This is a genomic window from Paraburkholderia sp. SECH4, from assembly GCF_030511745.1.
GTDB classification, from domain to species: domain Bacteria; phylum Pseudomonadota; class Gammaproteobacteria; order Burkholderiales; family Burkholderiaceae; genus Paraburkholderia; species Paraburkholderia madseniana.
The window spans coordinates 62,024-77,451 of record NZ_JALOCP010000037.1 but is presented as its reverse complement, the minus strand read 5'-3'; the positions used below and the strand labels follow the sequence as shown (position 1 = coordinate 77,451).

Genomic DNA, 15,428 nt, shown 5'->3' with positions numbered 1-15,428 from the left:
CGTATACAAGCCCTTTCGGGCTTAAGTTGAGAGCATTGCCCCGCACAGGGGCAACACTAATAGACCACTACCAATTCAAGGAAAGGCCAACACCCTAAGAACACTGACAATAAGCGCCGAGCAGGCAAAAACCTCAAGCGCCAGCGCCCCCGACAACTCGTGATTCATCCGCAACCTCCCCCTCATCCCGCGCATCATTCCCATACTCAACAAGCCGGTTATAAAGCGTCTTCAAACTAATCCCAAGAATCTCAGCAGCCCGCGTCTTGACGCCACCGCATTGCTCAAGCGTAGCCAGAATCAACTGCCGATCCGCCTCAGCAAGCGAAGTCCCAAACGGAATCGTAATCGCCGTACCAGCCGCAGGCTTCGACAAGGTAATCTGCAACGGCACGGTAGCCGTACTATCCGAATCAGTCCCCGACATAATGTGCGCCCGCTGCACATAGTTCTTCAGCTCGCGCACATTGCCCGGCCACGGGTACGACATCAACATATCCTTCACTGCAGCCGGAAAATGCTTCTTCGTGCTATGCCGCTCGTTGAGTTCATCAAGAAACGCCTGCGCGAGCAAATCAACATCCTTACCCCGATCGCGCAGCGGCGGCAGACTGATCGGAAACACGTTCAGACGGTGGTACAAATCGAGCCGCAACTTGCCTTCCAGCACCGCCTGCTCAGGATCCCGATTAGTCGCCGCAATCAACCGCACATCCGTTTCGATTTCCTTGGTCGTACCAACCCGCATGAACATGCCGGTTTCCAGCACGCGCAGCAGCTTCACCTGCAACTCGATCGGCATTTCGGTGATTTCGTCGAGGAACAGCGTGCCGCCGTTCGCACGTTCGAAATAGCCTTTGTGCTGGCGATCCGCACCGGTGAACGAACCGCGCTCGTGCCCGAACATTTCCGATTCGATCAGGTTCGGCGAGATCGCACCGCAGTTCACTGCGAGGAACGCATGCTTACGGCGCAAGCTGAGCTGGTGCAGCGTCTGGGCGGCGACTTCCTTGCCGGTGCCTGACTCGCCCATCAGCATGACGGAGGCCGCCGTCGGCGCAACGCGGCCGATCTGGTCGTAAACCTCCTGCATAGCCGGCGAATTGCCGAGCATCAAACCGAAGCGGCCCATGCGGCGCAACTCGCCGCGCAACGTGCCGATTTCCGCCTTCAGGTCGCCGGCGCGCGGCAAGCGCGAAAGGATCGCCTTCACGCGCTGCATGTTGATCGGCTTCACCAGGTAGTCGGTGGCGCCCATCTTCAACGCGTTGACCGCCGACTCCACCGTGGCGTGGCCGGTAATCACGATCACCTCCACACCGGAGCGCGGATCGAGATCTTCAAACAGATCGACTCCACTGCCGTCGGGCAGCTTCAGGTCGGTAAAGACGACGTCCGGCATCTGCCGGACCAGTTGAATGCGCGCTTCGCGCAAATCGCCCGCAGTAGCGGTAGTCAAACCGTCTTCCCCGATGATGGCGGAAAGCGCCTCGCGGGTACCGGCATCGTCATCGACAATCAGTACGTGTGGCATCGCGTCTCGAAAGCCCGAAAGCGTGAATGGGGGAACATGCTAAACCGCATAGTGGGAAGCCGTTCAGCAGCTTGCCTGTGCGCCGCGTGCGCGTTCTGATGTGAGCACACGCTAACGTTCCGCGACAGTGCCGAACCCCTGACTTGATTCAATATCGCAACAATCAGCGAGGAAACCACCCGTCATTGCGCGGCATTGTTGTCTATTTATCTATTATACGGCTTTATCGAGACAAATTTGAAACGCGTGCCAGGTGCCGCTTGTCGAAGCGGCACGCCGGCGCAGCGGCGCACGCAAGGTCAACATCGTGGCCCTCAGCCACGCGGAAACGGCCATGCGTCGCCCTGGCGGTTCGGATGTGCCGAACCATTTGCGCCATGCGCGGTGTCAGGCGTAGACGGACCAGTCCTCGCCGCGCTCACGCTGCCGGACGGCGCAGCCGACGTCGCCACCGTGCCGCCCTCGCCTTCCCAGCGGCTCAGTTCACGCGCCGCCTGAGCCTGCGCGGCACGGTTCCGCTGCATATGTCGCACAGCCAGAAACCCACCGAGGGCCACCAGCGCGCCGAAGATGCCAATTTTAGGTCGTGCCATCGTGAACTCTCCTTGCTATCGTCAAGCGGATCGGCGTCGCGCACTGCGCGTTAGTGAGCGCCGAGAGCGCCAAGCCGGAAGCCGGCCGCCCGCGGCATACCGATCGAGCGCCACGGTTGCGCCACACGTAGCGCTTCGCGTCCTGTTTCCGGCACGAGCGGCCCATTGAAGAACCGCGTCCGCCGCTGACGCGCTTTGAGCAGAGCCGCCCAAAAACACACGTATGTCGAGTCCACGGCGCAAACGTCGTGCCCGGTAAATTCACCACTCTCATTCTATGCCGGTACGGGCTCAGGCACTTCTGACCGGGCGTGCACCGGCCTATTTCGCCGACCGTCACATGGATTGCCGGAAGCGGCGTCAAAGTGGTTAAATCAAATTTCTGTGAGATAGTGGCCGCACGGGTCCGTCTTGCCCCAAGGCCTGCGCGCCGCAACACCGCTCCCCCATTTGCACAGGACTCCCCGTTTATGGCGTCAATCTCGCTGGACTCGCCCACCGTCTCCGCCGGCGGCAATGCTTCGGCACAGGCGAAGCAGCGCGTCGCGGACGGCATCGCGGGACTGAAATCGTACGGGCTGCTATATGGCTCGTCGCCGGTGATGCTCGATCTGTACGAACAGATCGAACGCGTCGCCAGCACCGACGCGACCGCGCTGATCATCGGCGAATCCGGCACGGGCAAGGAACTGATCGCCCGCACGATTCACGATCAAAGCAGCCGCAAGGACGCACCGTTCGTCGCCGTGAACTGCGGTGCGATTCCGGACGAACTCATCGAAGCCGAATTGTTCGGCCACGAAAAAGGCAGCTTCACCGGCGCGGTCCAGGCCCGCGTCGGCTACTTCGAACATGCGAACGGCGGCACGCTGTTTCTCGACGAAATCACTGAAATGGCGCCGGTGCGCCAGGTCAAGCTCTTGCGCGCGCTCGAGACCGGCACGTTTTTTCGGGTCGGCGGCAACGAATTGATTAGTGGTGACGTACGCGTGATCGCAGCGACGAATCGCGACCCCGCGGTAGCGGTGAAGGAAAACGGTCTGCGTGAAGACCTGATGTACCGGCTCGCGGTTTTCCCGTTGCGCGCGCCGCCCTTGCGCGAGCGTGAAAACGATCGCGAACTGCTCGCGCAACACTTCCTCGCCTTGCTGAATCGGCAGGAAAGCACGAGCAAGAGTTTTAGCAAACGGTCGATCGAAACACTGCGAACCTGGTCGTGGCCGGGCAACGTGCGCGAGTTGAAGAACGCGGTGTATCGCGCGTTCATTCTCGCGGAGAAGACGGTCGAGCTGCCGCATCCGCATCTCGCATCGCGCGTGAAAAAGCCCGTGACGCAGGGCGATGCAATGAGCGTGTGGATCGGCACGCCGCTCGCCGATGCGCAAAAGCAGATCATTCTCGGCACGCTCAAGTATTGCGGCGGCGACAAACGGCGGGCTGCCAAAGCACTCGGCGTGAGTCTGAAAACGCTCTACAACCGCCTGAGCGCATACGGCGGTGACGAAGGCTCGGACGAAGAAACCGAGCAATAAGCCGTGCCAGGCGCTCACGCGGTTCGTTCGCGTGAGCAGGTGTTTTCTGTGTGCTCGCCGTCTGCTTTTTGCGCGCTCCCTGTGCGCGTGCTGTGCAGGCCTCTCTCTGCTGCAACGGCACTTTTTGCGCACCTGTCATCTCATAATTAATCCCTTCGCACCACCAATCAAATCAGCTTCTTCCCAGCAGAAACCGATTTGACTCGCACCATCTTTTGCAATTGCTTGCACTTTCCCACTGCCAATTACAAATGGCATCCTGCAAAATGCGGCAGCGCACGGCGCAACGATAAGGAAGACGTGCCTTTCGCTCACGCACCGTCGACACACGCGAAACACATGTGTGAACGGTGCGTGTGCGAAAGGCACTTGCAGGAGCAGAGACAGGGAAATGCAAAAAAGTATGGTGTGGGTCGAATGGGCAAAGCGAACAGCCAACGCGTCCAAAGCGGCAACATGTGGACGTCCGAATACAACGGCGCTCGTCGCATTAGCCGTGGCGATCACGTCGGCGTTGAGCGGCTGTAGTTCGCTCTACTCGGAAGGCGCCACCGCCGGCGCCGGTATCGCGGGCGCAGCGCTCGCGGCCAAGGTCACCAGCAATGCGGCAGTCGCTACCGGCATCGGTCTCGGCGCGCTGGCCGCGGCCCGCGCCGGCGTGCAGTACTCGGAACGCGTGGTCCACAAGAATACGCAGGACGGCATCGCCAAAATCGCCGGGCCGCTCGACGTCGGCGCAATCGCACCGTGGAGCGTGACTCACTCGGTGCCGATCGAAGACGACGAACACGGCCGCGTCACCGTCAGCCGCACGATCAGCGCCGGCGCACTCGACTGCAAGGAAATCGTCTTCTCGGTCGATCAGACCGCCACCAAGAATGTGCCGGCGAGCAGCGCGTTCTACGTCGCGTCGATCTGCCGCGACGGCGACAACTGGAAATGGGCGTCGGCCGAACCCGCTACCGAACGCTGGGGCGCGCTGCAATGAAGGCGCTGATGCTTCCACGTCCCTGGAATGAACACGCACTGTCTGAGCCAGCGCTCGTCGATGGCGCGTGTACCGCGCTGGTTCCACGCACGCCTGCGGCGGCGCTCTCCGGCAACCGGCTGCGGCTCGTGCTGGCCGGTGCGATCTGCGTCGGCGCCAGTCTGCTGACGAGCGGCTGCTCGTCCGTCGGTGCGGCGAGCGGTGCCGCAGCCGGTATCGCGTCAGGCCTCGTGACCTCCAACCCGGCAGTCGGCATCGGCGTCGGCATCGCCGTGCAGGCCGCGACCGACGAAGCTGTCGGCCGCTACATGCGCACCATGCACACCGATCAGCAGAACTTGATCGCCGCGCTGGCGGGTGCCATGCCGGTCGGCGAGACGCGGCCTTGGGCGGTCAAGCACACGCTGCCGATCGAGAATGGCCACGGCCAGGTGCGCGTGACGCGCGCGTTCAGCTCAGCGCTCGCGCTGTGCAAGGATTTCGTGTTCTCGGTTCAGGACGGCGACGGCCCGAACGCGCACGAAGACTGGTACACGGCGAGCGCGTGCCGGCAGGACAAGGGCTGGAAGTGGGCGTCGGCGGAACCGGCAGTCGAGCGCTGGGGCGCTCTGCAATAAAAAACGGCAGGGTCTCCCCTGCCGCTTTTTGCCTGAAGCGTCTCAATCGACTCGGCCGGGTTTAAGGGTTTAAGACTCCACGTCTTCCAGACTGAAAATTTCCGTCTGGTCGTTGTACGAGAAGATCTCGCCATAACGGCCCCAGTTGATCACTGCGTCGAGCGTCTCTTCCGCGGCGCTGTCCGACAGAAAATCCTCCAGCTCCTGCTCGAAACGCACGCGCGGCGCACGATGCCCCGGCCGTTCGTTCAACACCTTCTTGATTCGCGCGGCGAGCGGCACGTGGCGCAGCAGATGTTCCGCGAACATCATCTTGCGCTCCTGGGTGCCGAATTCAGAGAACACGCGCGCCGGCGGCGTCAGGAAAATATCCCCTTCGCGGATGTCGGCGAAGCCCAGGTGCTGCAGCACTTCGGCGACCGGGAACAGATCGTCCACCTCAAGGTGCAGCGAACGGGCGATTTCCGGCATGTCGGCACGGCCGTGGTACGGTGCGGCGGCCAGCGTTTCGATCAGACCGGCCATCAGGTTGGTCGACACATGCGGTAGCCAGCTATGCAACTCGAGGCCCTTCTTGGTCTTTTCGTCGGTCTGGCGCGCGGTCATCTTCGCGTAAATGTCGTCGACCAGCCGGCGAAACGCCGGGTCCAGACGGTTACGCGGATGCTTGAACGGCACCTTGATCTCGGCGATCACACGGCCCGGATTCGACGACAGCACCAGAATCCGGTCGCACATGAACACCGCTTCCTCGATGTTGTGCGTGACGATCAGCACGGCCTTGATCGGCATGCGGCCTTGCGTCCAAAGGTCGAGCAGGTCGGTACGCAGCGTTTCGGCGGTCAGCACGTCGAGCGCGGAGAACGGCTCGTCCATCAGCAGCAACGTGGGGTCGACCACCAGCGCGCGCGCAAAGCCGACGCGCTGACGCATGCCGCCCGACAACTCGCGCGGATACGCGTTTTCGAAACCGTCGAGACCGATCAGGTCGATCGCCGCCAGCGCGCGCGTACGGCGATCACTCGCGCCGACGCCTTGTGCTTCGAGTCCCGCTTCCACGTTTTGCAGCACGGTCAGCCACGGGAACAGCGCGAAGGTCTGGAACACCATCGCCACACCCTTGGCCGGGCCGTCGAGCGGCTTGCCCATATACGTGACTTCACCGTCGGTCGGCTCGATCAGACCGGCGATGATGCGCAACAGCGTCGATTTGCCCGAGCCCGATCGGCCCAGCAACCCGACGATCTCCCCTTCGCGCAACGACAGATTCGCGTCGTCGAGGACGAGCAGCTCGCCCTGCGACTTGTTGAACCCGCGGCACACGTCCTTGACGCGCAGAATCTCCTCACCGAGGCGCGGCGGCATCGGCGGGGTCTGGATCGGCGCGGCGGTCATAGCAGCTTTAGGATTTTGCATCGCGTTTAGCCTTTAATTCTCAATCTAGCCGGAGCTTCGCTTCGGCGTAGGCGAACATCGGACGCCACAGCAGGCGGTTGAACAGGGTCACGAACAGGGACATCACGGCGATGCCCACAATGATCTTCGGATAGTCGCCTGCTGCGGTGGTTTGCGCGATGTAAGCGCCCAAGCCATGCGCGGCAACCTTGGTGTCGCCCCACTGAACGAATTCCGCGACGATGCTGGCGTTCCACGCGCCGCCCGACGCGGTGATCGCGCCAGTCACGTAATAAGGGAAAATGCCCGGCAGCATCGCCTGACGCCACCATTGCCAGCCGCGAATATGGAAGTTCTTGGCCGCTTCCCGGTAGTCGTTCGGATACGAACTCGCACCGGCAATCACGTTGAACAGGATATACCACTGTGTGCCGAGCACGATCAGCGGCGACAGCCAGATGTCCGGGTTCAGATGAAAGCGCACGATGGCGATGACGAACACCGGGAACAGCAGGTTCGCCGGGAACGCGGCGAGGAACTGCGCAATCGGCTGCACCTTCTCGGCCAGCGCCGGCCGCAGGCCGATCAGCACGCCGATCGGCACCCAGATCACCGAAGCGATCGCGATCAGCACCACCACCCGCAGCAGCGTGATCAGCCCCAGTACGAGCACGTGCCAGACTTCGTCGAGCGACACGCCGGTTCGCACGTACGCGATCACGCGGTACACCACATAGACCGTGGCGAGCAACACCACGGCCGCCCAGACAATGTCGCCGATGCGCGAAGTCTTCTCGCGCTGCGGAATCTGGAAACGCGGGCCGCCAAACGCAGGCAACGTGAAGTTGACGCGCGCGGCCTTGGCGAACATCCAGCCGAGCGGCACCAGCAGACGGTGAATCAGATGCGTGCGGCGGATCAGGTCGAGCAGCCACGATTCCGGCGCATTGCCTGAGCTGGTGGTTTCCATGCGGAATTTATCGGCCCACGCAACCAACGGGCGGAACATGAACTGGTCGTACGCAAGAATCACGACCGTCATGGCAAGGATCACCCAGCCGATTGCGTGCAGATTCTTGTCGGAAATCGCCTGCGCGAGATAAGCGCCGATCCCCGGCAGGGTGATCGTATTGTTGCCGACTGTAATGGCTTCGGACGCGACCACGAAAAACCAGCCGCCCGACATCGACATCATCATGTTCCAGATGAGGCCCGGCATCGAGAACGGCACTTCGAGTTTCCAGAAGCGCTGCCATGAAGTCAGATGAAAGCCGCGCGACACTTCGTCCAGATCGCGCGGCACCGTGCGCAGCGACTGGTAGAAGCTGAACGTCATATTCCACGCCTGGCTCGTGAAGATCGCGAAGATCGCCGCCAGCTCGGCGCCGAGCACGCGGCCCGGGAACAGCGCGAGGAAGAACGTGACCGTAAACGAAATGTAGCCAAGCACCGGCACCGACTGCAGGATGTCGAGAATCGGCACCAGCACCATGCCCGCGCGGCGGCTCTTGGCAGCCAGAGTGCCGTACACCAGCGTGAAGGTCAGCGAGGCGACCATCGCCGCCAGCATGCGCAGCGTGGTGCGCATGGCGTACTCGGGCAGATTCGACGCGTCGAGCGAGATCGCCTGAGTCTTGAGCGTCGACATCGGCGCCAGCGTCTCGTGAAAGCCGATCGCCGCCATCGCAATGATGCAGATGATCAGCGGAAAGGCGACGAAGTCCCAGCGATTGGGTAACACCCGCCATGCCGAGGCATTGGCGGTGCGCTTCAGGTTGAAGCTGAAATCCATCAGACGCTCTCCCTATTCATACAGGTATTCAAACGCACGCAGGGGGCCGCGGCTTCGGCGCGGCAGTCTGTAGATCGGTCCAGGCAGCGGAAATCAGGCATGGCAAAACGCATGTGCGCGGTAAATCGTTAGCGTTGGAGACACGTGGACCGGTGACGGACAGGTCCGTGGGCAAGCCCGCCCGGGACCGCAACCGTCAAGCCGGGCTCCTGTCGCCGCAGGCGCCGCCCGAAGGCTGGCGGGCTTTCCTTGTTTTGGACGGCACGACACTACACCATCCTATGTTTCAGGCACAACCTTTCACGGCAAATAGCAACAAATAGCGTCGAATGCCCCGGCGACCGCCTCCGGCCAGCGAGGGTGAGCATGTGCAGCGGTCCACCTACTGTCGTGCGCCAGCCACTTTCCCAGCAATCGCGATTGCTGCGCGGACCGGTTTCAAACACCTGTTAAACCCGCGCAGCCATTCAGAAAGCTGATGCGCTGCCGTTAAGAACCTGATGGGCAAAGCGGACGTACTTCGCATTCCCGCAATAACGGTGGCGTCAGGCCCCATGACGGTTAAAATCAAGAAACGGCACGTCTCTTTGCGGTTTTGCCGGCCCACAACGCGGCCCACACCGAGGGCGTATCGCCAGCCGCTTCCACAGGGGCGAAACAGCGCCGGGGCGCTGCCACGAATGAGCCAGTTGCATGTCACAGCCAGACGAATCAGAGGGTCGATGAACAGGACAACCTTGCGCCAGGCAACCGGACCGATCAGCTTCGTGCTGATCGTGCTCGTTTGCTGGTTCGTGGCCGGCATGGTCGCGGACCGGATGGTACAGCAAGAGCTGGACGCGGCTTTGCGCACGCAACGCCAGATGTCCACGTCGATCGTCGACAACATGGCGGAGGTGATCGCCAGCGACCTCGCCATGTCTCGGGCCATCCCCGCAACCATGGCCGAAATGGACGTGGTCCAGCACGCGCTGGTGCAATCGCAGAATTATGCCGCGAACGGCGCAGCGGCGGAACCCGCTCTGCGCGCCGCGTTGCTAAAAGACCAGCAGATGCTGGCCGTGAGCAATTTCCTGCACGACGCGCAAGGTTTCTCCGGGCTCGACCAGGTCTGGCTCGTCAACGCCAACGGCATCTGCGTCGCATCCAGCAACTCCGTCAATCGACCGCTTGCCGCGGAGCACTCCTTCGTCGGCGCCGATATGCGCACGCGCGGCTACCTGACGAATGCCCTGCTCGGCGCGTTTTCGGAAGCCTATGGCGTCGGCCGCCAGAGCGGCGAGCCGGGCATCTTCATCGCGGCGCCGGTGTACGCCGACGGTCTGCTGGTCGGGGTGGTGGTGGCCAAGGTGGGGATCGCGCGGCTGCGCCACTGGGTCGCGCATGCCGGTACCTTCGTCGCCGATGAAAACGGCGTCATCATCATGGCGCACAACAGCGCACTCGAAGGCCACGCGCTACCGAACTCGCACGTCACGCAGATGGGCGCCGCCGAGCGCCTGACCATCTATCGCCGCGAAATCCTCCCCGACATCCAGATTCAGGTCAACACGCGGGTGCGCGAACAGGCGCCCTGGGTGCCCTCAGGTGTCGCCGAACAGCTGTTCGGCATGAGCGAGCAGCCGGCGCCATCGCTGTACCAGGCACGCAGCGGCCTGAACTCGGGGCTGTCGGCGCATCTGGTCGATCCGCTCGCGGCCTGGCCCGAACTGCTGCGCAATCACAAGCGCGACCATCTGCTGGTGTTTCTGACGCTGGCCGGCACCGTCGCGCTCGCGTGGGTCATCACCGTGTCGTACGTGCGCGAGCGGCGCCACCATCGCGCCACGCGCGACCTTGCAGAACAATTGCAATCGGCCAACACACTGCTCTCGGCTGAGGCGCGCCACGATGCGCTGACCGGCGCGCTGTCGCGGCGCTACTTCCTCGACCTGCTGCGCCACGAGATCGAACGCGCGCATGCGGGCAATGAGCCGCTGTGCATGGCGATCGCCGACCTCGACCACTTCAAGCAGATCAACGACCGCTTCGGCCACGCCGCCGGCGACCGCGCGCTCGAACATTTCGTCGACACCTGCCGGGCCGAACTGCGCGGCACCGATGCAATCGGCCGGCTGGGCGGTGAAGAATTCGGCTTGCTGCTGCCGGCCACGAATCTGGCCGGCGGCCGCGAAGTCGTCGAACGCTTGCGCCTGCGTCTGAAGGCAATTCCTTCGCCGAAGTTGCCGGCCTCGGTGGGTTTGAGCGTGAGCATCGGCATCACCGAACTCTCGTCCGACGATCTGCCCGAGCGCATCATGAGCCGCGCCGACACGGCGCTTTATGCGGCAAAGACGGGCGGCCGCGACCGCACCGAAGCCCTTCCGCCCGACGACACCGCGCCGCCCGCGCGGACGGTGGTCAACGCCTGGTGACGCCTGCTAACGCCAGGTAATGCGCCGGTCGTCTCCGAATTAAATTCGCGCCGTCGTGCCGTCGGCGCTCCGATGCGTGCTGTCGCTGATGCAAAGCAAGTCCCGGCCTCGGGCGTCCCGTAACGAAGCAGGTATCATCAACCCTGACATTGAGGTTGCCGCTACCGCTCTAACGGGAGATTCGCATGAAGGGAAATTTGGTCATCGTCTGTCGCGATCAGGATGCTGACGCATTCGACCATCTGCTGGCCGAATATGGCGCGTTCCAGACGCGCTTGTCGTCGACCGCGTGGTATCTGAAGCTGGAGGTCGCGCCGGAACTGATTCAGGAAGAGATACTCACGCGTCTCGGCAAGTACACCACGCACTACATCTTCGAAGCCGAAACGGTAACGTGGAATACAGTGGATGGTGACGCGGCAAATGCGTTGAACACGCTGTTTTCAGACTAGCGCAAAGTTTGCCGGACTCGCATTGCAGACAGCGCATCCGGCATTGCGACCCAGACGCCGCATTCCGAACCTCGCGTTCGGACATCACATTGCGACATATATATAGTGGGGCAGGCGCTTGCCGCCCTTGCCCCGCTCAACCCCAGGCGTTTTCCGACGCCGCCACGACACGCGGCACCACATCGAAGGGAAAGCTCATTGAGACCCGCAAGCCACGGCCGTCGTGATTGCCGATTTCCCACTCCCCACCCGCACGCCGCACCAGACGTTCGACGATTGCAAGCCCCAGCCCGCTATGACCGTTGCCGCCGCGTGCCGGGTCGAGCCGGACGAACGGCCGGCTGGCATTGATCAGGTCCTGCGCGGCGATACCACTGCCGTTGTCGCTCACTGAAAGCGTGAAGCCTTGCGCCGTGCGCGCCGTGGCGACGACGATCGGCGGCGCGCCGTAGGCATGTGCGTTGTCCAACAGGTTCGACAGGATCCGGTCGAGCGTCGCCGCCGGCAGCAGAAAACCCGGCCCTGCGTTGAGTTCGGTCTGCACCGTGGGCCCACCGGCGGCGACCGCACGATAACTGCGAACCACGCGCTCGCACTGCCCGTCCACTTCGACCGCTTCGCTGCGATCGGCGCCGTCGTGTGCGAACACCAGAAACTGTTCGACGATATGCGTCATCGAATCGACGTCGCGCACGACGCCGTCACGCATCTTCACTTCTTCCATCATTTCTGCGCGCAGCCGCAAGCGCGCCAGCGGCGTTTTCAGGTCGTGTGCGACGCCGGCCAGCATCACGGCCCGGTCGTGTTCGGTGCGCGCCACTTCCTGAACCATCTGGTTGAAGCCGTGCGTCAACTGCCGCAACTCGCGCGGACCGCGTTCAGGCACCGGCGGCACCGGCAGGCCGCGGCCAAAGCGCGCCACCGCCTGGGCAAGCGAGCGCAACGGCTGCTGCAGCGCCCACGCCGCAAAAAGCGCCGCCATCACCGCGAACGAGAAAATGATCGCGAGCCATAGCACCGTGCGATCGAGCGAGCGAGGCGTGCGCAGTGGCTGCACCGGCACCACGATCCAACTGCGATCCGTGGTGGCGCGCACCCATAGCGTGGGTGGACGACCAGGCTGGCCGATCCGCACCAGCGTGCCGGTGGGCATGCGATCACGCACGTCCTCGATGAACCGTTCAAGCGGCGCCGGCAGCGCGGTGTTATCCGGCGGTACGTCGGGGCTCGCCGGATCGACCAGCCTGACGCGCGACGGCAAGGGCTGGTCCGGCGTGCGGGCGACGTGCTGGCGCACCGCGTCGACGAGAAAGGTGGCTTCCTCGACTGCGTAGCGCGTTTGCAGTTGGCTGCGCTCGAGCCGCATAAGCGCGTACCACGCGAAATGCGACAGCAGCAGCACCGCAATAACTAGCAGCGCCAGCCGCCCGAACAGCGAATCAATGGGCCGGCGCATGCTGTTCGCCGTCCGGCACGAACACGTAGCCGCGTCCGCGCACCGTTTGAATGAAGCGCGGCGTGGACGGGTCGGTTTCGAGAATGCGACGCAAACGCCACACCTGTACGTCGATGCCGCGATCGGTGCCGTCGTATTCCGGACCATGCAGCAGTTCGAGCAGACGCTCACGTGTGAGCGTGCGCATGGGGTGATTGACGAAAATCTTCAGAAGCGCGAATTCGCTGCCCGACAGCGTGAGCGGCTTGTCTTCGAGATGCAGCGTACGCGACTGGAAATCCAGCGTGAAACGGCCGAAGTTGAACGGCTCGCGCTGCTCCGGCGCCGCCGCCGACGGCAGCGTGCGGCGGCGCCGCAGCACCGCCTGCACGCGCGCCAACAGCTCGCGCGGGTTGAACGGCTTGCCGAGATAGTCGTCCGCGCCGAGCTCAAGCCCGACGATGCGGTCCACGTCGTCAGCACGTGCGGTCAGCATGATCACAGGGATGTCGTCACCCGACGCGCGCAGCTTGCGCAACGCGGTCAGCCCGTCCACGCCCGGCATCATCAGATCGAGCACGATCAGATCCGGACGCTCGCGTTCGAGCCTGCGCTCGAGCGTGCCCGCGTCGTGCAGCACCGAAACTTCGATGCCCTGACGGGCCAGATAGTCGCGTAGCAGATCGCGCAATTCGACGTCGTCGTCGACAACCAGTATTTGAGTAGCCATGGGATGAAGTTTAACGCGCAGCAGGAAGGGTTTTCGATTTCAGACGGCCCGCAAGGGTTACCGGGTGTTACGGTGAAAGGCGTACGTAATGACCCGTAACAGCCGCATCAAGCCACGTAACACAGCGCCGGGCCCAGTTCTCTACGCTGTGACTTACCGAATGCAGGCCGTCCACATTACCGGTTGCATCGTCGGCTATTCCATTACAGGGAGTCTTACATGTCCACCAAAAAAATGTCGCGCGTTCTCGCCGTTGCCGCCACTGCCCTCGCGATTGGCGTGGGCGCTGCCTATGCCGCCCAACCCGCCGATCACGGCGGCCCCGGCGGCTGGCATGGCCACTTCATGAAGGAACTGACGCAACTGCATGACCAGTTGAAGCTGAACGCGGATCAGGAAAAGCAATGGCAAGCCGCGCTCGACACCATGAAACAGAACCATGAGGCCATGCGCGCCAACCATGAACAGATCAAGAACCAGATGAAGGCCGCGCAGCAACAGCCGATTCTGGATCTGAACGCCATGGCTGCCGCGCACCAGCAGGTCGAGCAGAAAGACGCGCAACTGCGTCAGCAAACCACGGACGCGTGGCTCAAGTTCTATAACGGCTTGAACGACCAGCAGAAGACCACCGTCAGCACGGCGCTGAAGCAGCGTTTTGCGAAGATGGAAGCGCGTCACGAAAAGATGCGCGACCGCTGGGAACACAATAAGGGCGCGGCGTCGGCGCCGGCTGCGAATCAGTAAGCGGGTCGATGTAGGCGGAAGGCGGCTCGCGCGGCCGTCGTCCGAACGCAAAAACGCCACGGAAAAACTTCCGTGGCGTTTTTGCGTTGCGTGCGGCTCATGCTTCAAGCCGGGGGACTCGTTGCGCTCGCAACCAGCAACCCTCAACCATCGGGCGATGAATGAACGTCCGGTGATTGGCACTTACCCGTTGAGCGGACCCAGATCGAACAGCAGCACTTCGGCGTTGTCGCCCTTTTCCAGCGTCACAGTATCGGTTTCGCTGAGCTTGGCGGCGTCGCCGGCATGAAGCGCTTCGCCATTCACGGTCAGCGCGCCCCGCGCCACGTGCACATACGCCAGCCGGCCTTTCGGCAACGCAAACGTGGCCTGTTCCGCGCCATCGATCAGCGCCGCGTAAATCGATGCATCCGCGTGAATCGTCACCGAGCCGTCGCGGCCGTCGGGCGAGGCGACCACGCGCAGACGCCCGCGCTTGTCGGCGTCGTCGAAGCGCTTTTCCTCGTAGCCGGGCTGGTCACCCGCACGTTGCGGGATCACCCAGATCTGCAAGAGGTGCGCCGGCTCGTCCTGCGATGCATTGAACTCGCTGTGCTGCACGCCCGTGCCGGCGCTCATGCGCTGCACGTCGCCGGGACGGATGGTCGAGCCGTTGCCCATGCTGTCGCGGTGCGCGAGCGCGCCTTCGAGCACATACGTGACGATTTCCATGTCCCGATGGCCGTGCGTGCCGAAGCCCTGACCGCCGGCGATGCGGTCTTCGTTGATCACCCGCAGCGGTCCGAAATGCACGTGTTGCGGGTCGCGGTAGTCGGCAAACGAGAAGCTGTGATACGAGTCGAGCCAGCCGTGATTGGCGTGGCCACGTTCGTCGGAACGGCGAATCTCGATCATGGGGGATCTCCCGGTGAGTAAATAGCGATGCCCAGAATGTATGGGCGCGAGGCGCACTAAACAATCGGCAACGACGCACTGGATCGTTCCATAAATCCGTGCAATCGCGCGCCGGGACCGTCGCGCATGCACAACGCATGCGCCCGCCCACCGGCAGCCGGCGCCGTCCCGCACTGGCGCGCTGCCCCTGATCGGGTAAAATACCGCCCTTTTCAAGACGCGTGGGCGCCGAAGGCGCGCCGGCGGGCCCGAAGCGGCACTTGCACGCGGCGCGACAATTTTGACCGCCTAGAATAGCGACGGCC

The 15,428-nt window shown here is 63.0% G+C and carries 13 protein-coding genes; 6 read left to right on the top strand and 7 right to left on the bottom strand.

The genetic code is table 11. The annotated features are described in order from the left end of the window. Positions 1-133: 133 nt before the first annotated feature. Both M0D67_RS33910 and M0D67_RS33905 read right to left on the bottom strand, forming a co-directional pair. On the bottom strand, positions 134-1,534 hold the full coding sequence (locus tag M0D67_RS33910; RefSeq protein ID WP_154558960.1) for a sigma-54 dependent transcriptional regulator: 1,401 nt from the start codon (positions 1,532-1,534) through the stop codon (positions 134-136). A gap of 314 nt (positions 1,535-1,848) precedes the next feature. Next, positions 1,849-2,127, bottom strand: a complete 279-nt coding sequence (locus tag M0D67_RS33905) for a hypothetical protein (RefSeq protein WP_266241312.1) — start codon at positions 2,125-2,127, stop codon at positions 1,849-1,851. Positions 2,128-2,597: 470 nt separating this feature from the next. Here M0D67_RS33905 and M0D67_RS33900 point away from each other — a divergent pair, with 470 nt between their 5' ends. The 3 genes from M0D67_RS33900 (at position 2,598) to M0D67_RS33890 (ending at position 5,264) form a co-directional block, all read left to right on the top strand. Further along, positions 2,598-3,659 (top strand): sigma-54-dependent Fis family transcriptional regulator, encoded by a 1,062-nt coding sequence (locus M0D67_RS33900; protein WP_266241310.1) that lies wholly within the window; start codon positions 2,598-2,600, stop codon positions 3,657-3,659. A 391-nt stretch (positions 3,660-4,050) separates the two neighbouring features. Next, positions 4,051-4,647 (top strand): hypothetical protein, encoded by a 597-nt coding sequence (locus M0D67_RS33895; RefSeq protein ID WP_171925004.1) that lies wholly within the window; start codon positions 4,051-4,053, stop codon positions 4,645-4,647. A gap of 8 nt (positions 4,648-4,655) precedes the next feature. Further along, positions 4,656-5,264, top strand: a complete 609-nt coding sequence (locus M0D67_RS33890) for a hypothetical protein (protein ID WP_266241279.1) — start codon at positions 4,656-4,658, stop codon at positions 5,262-5,264. 69 nt (positions 5,265-5,333) lie between these two features. Here the strand turns inward: M0D67_RS33890 and M0D67_RS33885 are convergent, their stop codons facing one another. Then, on the bottom strand, positions 5,334-6,680 hold the full coding sequence (locus M0D67_RS33885) for an AAA-associated domain-containing protein (RefSeq protein ID WP_093643836.1): 1,347 nt from the start codon (positions 6,678-6,680) through the stop codon (positions 5,334-5,336). Between the two features lie 19 nt (positions 6,681-6,699). Then, positions 6,700-8,451 carry an ABC transporter permease subunit gene (locus tag M0D67_RS33880; RefSeq protein ID WP_154558957.1) on the bottom strand — a complete coding sequence of 584 codons (1,752 nt, stop codon included), beginning with the start codon at positions 8,449-8,451 and terminating at the stop codon, positions 6,700-6,702. 722 nt (positions 8,452-9,173) lie between these two features. Between M0D67_RS33880 and M0D67_RS33875 the strand changes: the two genes are divergently transcribed. After that, positions 9,174-10,865 (top strand): sensor domain-containing diguanylate cyclase, encoded by a 1,692-nt coding sequence (locus M0D67_RS33875; RefSeq protein WP_154558956.1) that lies wholly within the window; start codon positions 9,174-9,176, stop codon positions 10,863-10,865. Positions 10,866-11,050: 185 nt separating this feature from the next. Beyond that, positions 11,051-11,317, top strand: a complete 267-nt coding sequence (locus M0D67_RS33870; RefSeq protein ID WP_054035057.1) for a hypothetical protein — start codon at positions 11,051-11,053, stop codon at positions 11,315-11,317. A 136-nt stretch (positions 11,318-11,453) separates the two neighbouring features. Here the strand turns inward: M0D67_RS33870 and M0D67_RS33865 are convergent, their stop codons facing one another. Next, on the bottom strand, positions 11,454-12,773 hold the full coding sequence (locus tag M0D67_RS33865) for an ATP-binding protein (protein ID WP_266241277.1): 1,320 nt from the start codon (positions 12,771-12,773) through the stop codon (positions 11,454-11,456). Beyond that, entirely contained in the window at positions 12,757-13,482 is a 726-nt protein-coding gene (locus tag M0D67_RS33860) for a response regulator (protein ID WP_054035058.1), read from the bottom strand. Before M0D67_RS33860 ends, M0D67_RS33865 begins: the two co-directional genes overlap by 17 nt. Before the next feature lie 219 nt (positions 13,483-13,701). Between M0D67_RS33860 and M0D67_RS33855 the strand changes: the two genes are divergently transcribed. Beyond that, on the top strand, positions 13,702-14,229 hold the full coding sequence (locus tag M0D67_RS33855; RefSeq protein WP_266241275.1) for a periplasmic heavy metal sensor: 528 nt from the start codon (positions 13,702-13,704) through the stop codon (positions 14,227-14,229). 183 nt (positions 14,230-14,412) lie between these two features. Here the strand turns inward: M0D67_RS33855 and M0D67_RS33850 are convergent, their stop codons facing one another. Continuing rightward, positions 14,413-15,123, bottom strand: coding sequence for a pirin family protein (locus M0D67_RS33850; protein ID WP_266241273.1), 711 nt, complete (start codon positions 15,121-15,123; stop codon positions 14,413-14,415). Positions 15,124-15,428 lie beyond the last annotated feature (305 nt).

Bases quoted from the DNA above. Each gene is read 5' to 3' on its own strand.
- M0D67_RS33910 (WP_154558960.1), bottom strand. From the start codon at position 1,534: ATGCCACACGTACTGATTGTCGATGACGATGCCGGTACCCGCGAGGCG.
- M0D67_RS33905 (WP_266241312.1), bottom strand. From the start codon at position 2,127: ATGGCACGACCTAAAATTGGCATCTTCGGCGCGCTGGTGGCCCTCGGT.
- M0D67_RS33900 (WP_266241310.1), top strand. From the start codon at position 2,598: ATGGCGTCAATCTCGCTGGACTCGCCCACCGTCTCCGCCGGCGGCAAT.
- M0D67_RS33895 (WP_171925004.1), top strand. From the start codon at position 4,051: ATGCAAAAAAGTATGGTGTGGGTCGAATGGGCAAAGCGAACAGCCAAC.
- M0D67_RS33890 (WP_266241279.1), top strand. From the start codon at position 4,656: ATGCTTCCACGTCCCTGGAATGAACACGCACTGTCTGAGCCAGCGCTC.
- M0D67_RS33885 (WP_093643836.1), bottom strand. From the start codon at position 6,680: ATGCAAAATCCTAAAGCTGCTATGACCGCCGCGCCGATCCAGACCCCG.
- M0D67_RS33880 (WP_154558957.1), bottom strand. From the start codon at position 8,451: ATGGATTTCAGCTTCAACCTGAAGCGCACCGCCAATGCCTCGGCATGG.
- M0D67_RS33875 (WP_154558956.1), top strand. From the start codon at position 9,174: ATGAACAGGACAACCTTGCGCCAGGCAACCGGACCGATCAGCTTCGTG.
- M0D67_RS33870 (WP_054035057.1), top strand. From the start codon at position 11,051: ATGAAGGGAAATTTGGTCATCGTCTGTCGCGATCAGGATGCTGACGCA.
- M0D67_RS33865 (WP_266241277.1), bottom strand. From the start codon at position 12,773: ATGCGCCGGCCCATTGATTCGCTGTTCGGGCGGCTGGCGCTGCTAGTT.
- M0D67_RS33860 (WP_054035058.1), bottom strand. From the start codon at position 13,482: ATGGCTACTCAAATACTGGTTGTCGACGACGACGTCGAATTGCGCGAT.
- M0D67_RS33855 (WP_266241275.1), top strand. From the start codon at position 13,702: ATGTCCACCAAAAAAATGTCGCGCGTTCTCGCCGTTGCCGCCACTGCC.
- M0D67_RS33850 (WP_266241273.1), bottom strand. From the start codon at position 15,123: ATGATCGAGATTCGCCGTTCCGACGAACGTGGCCACGCCAATCACGGC.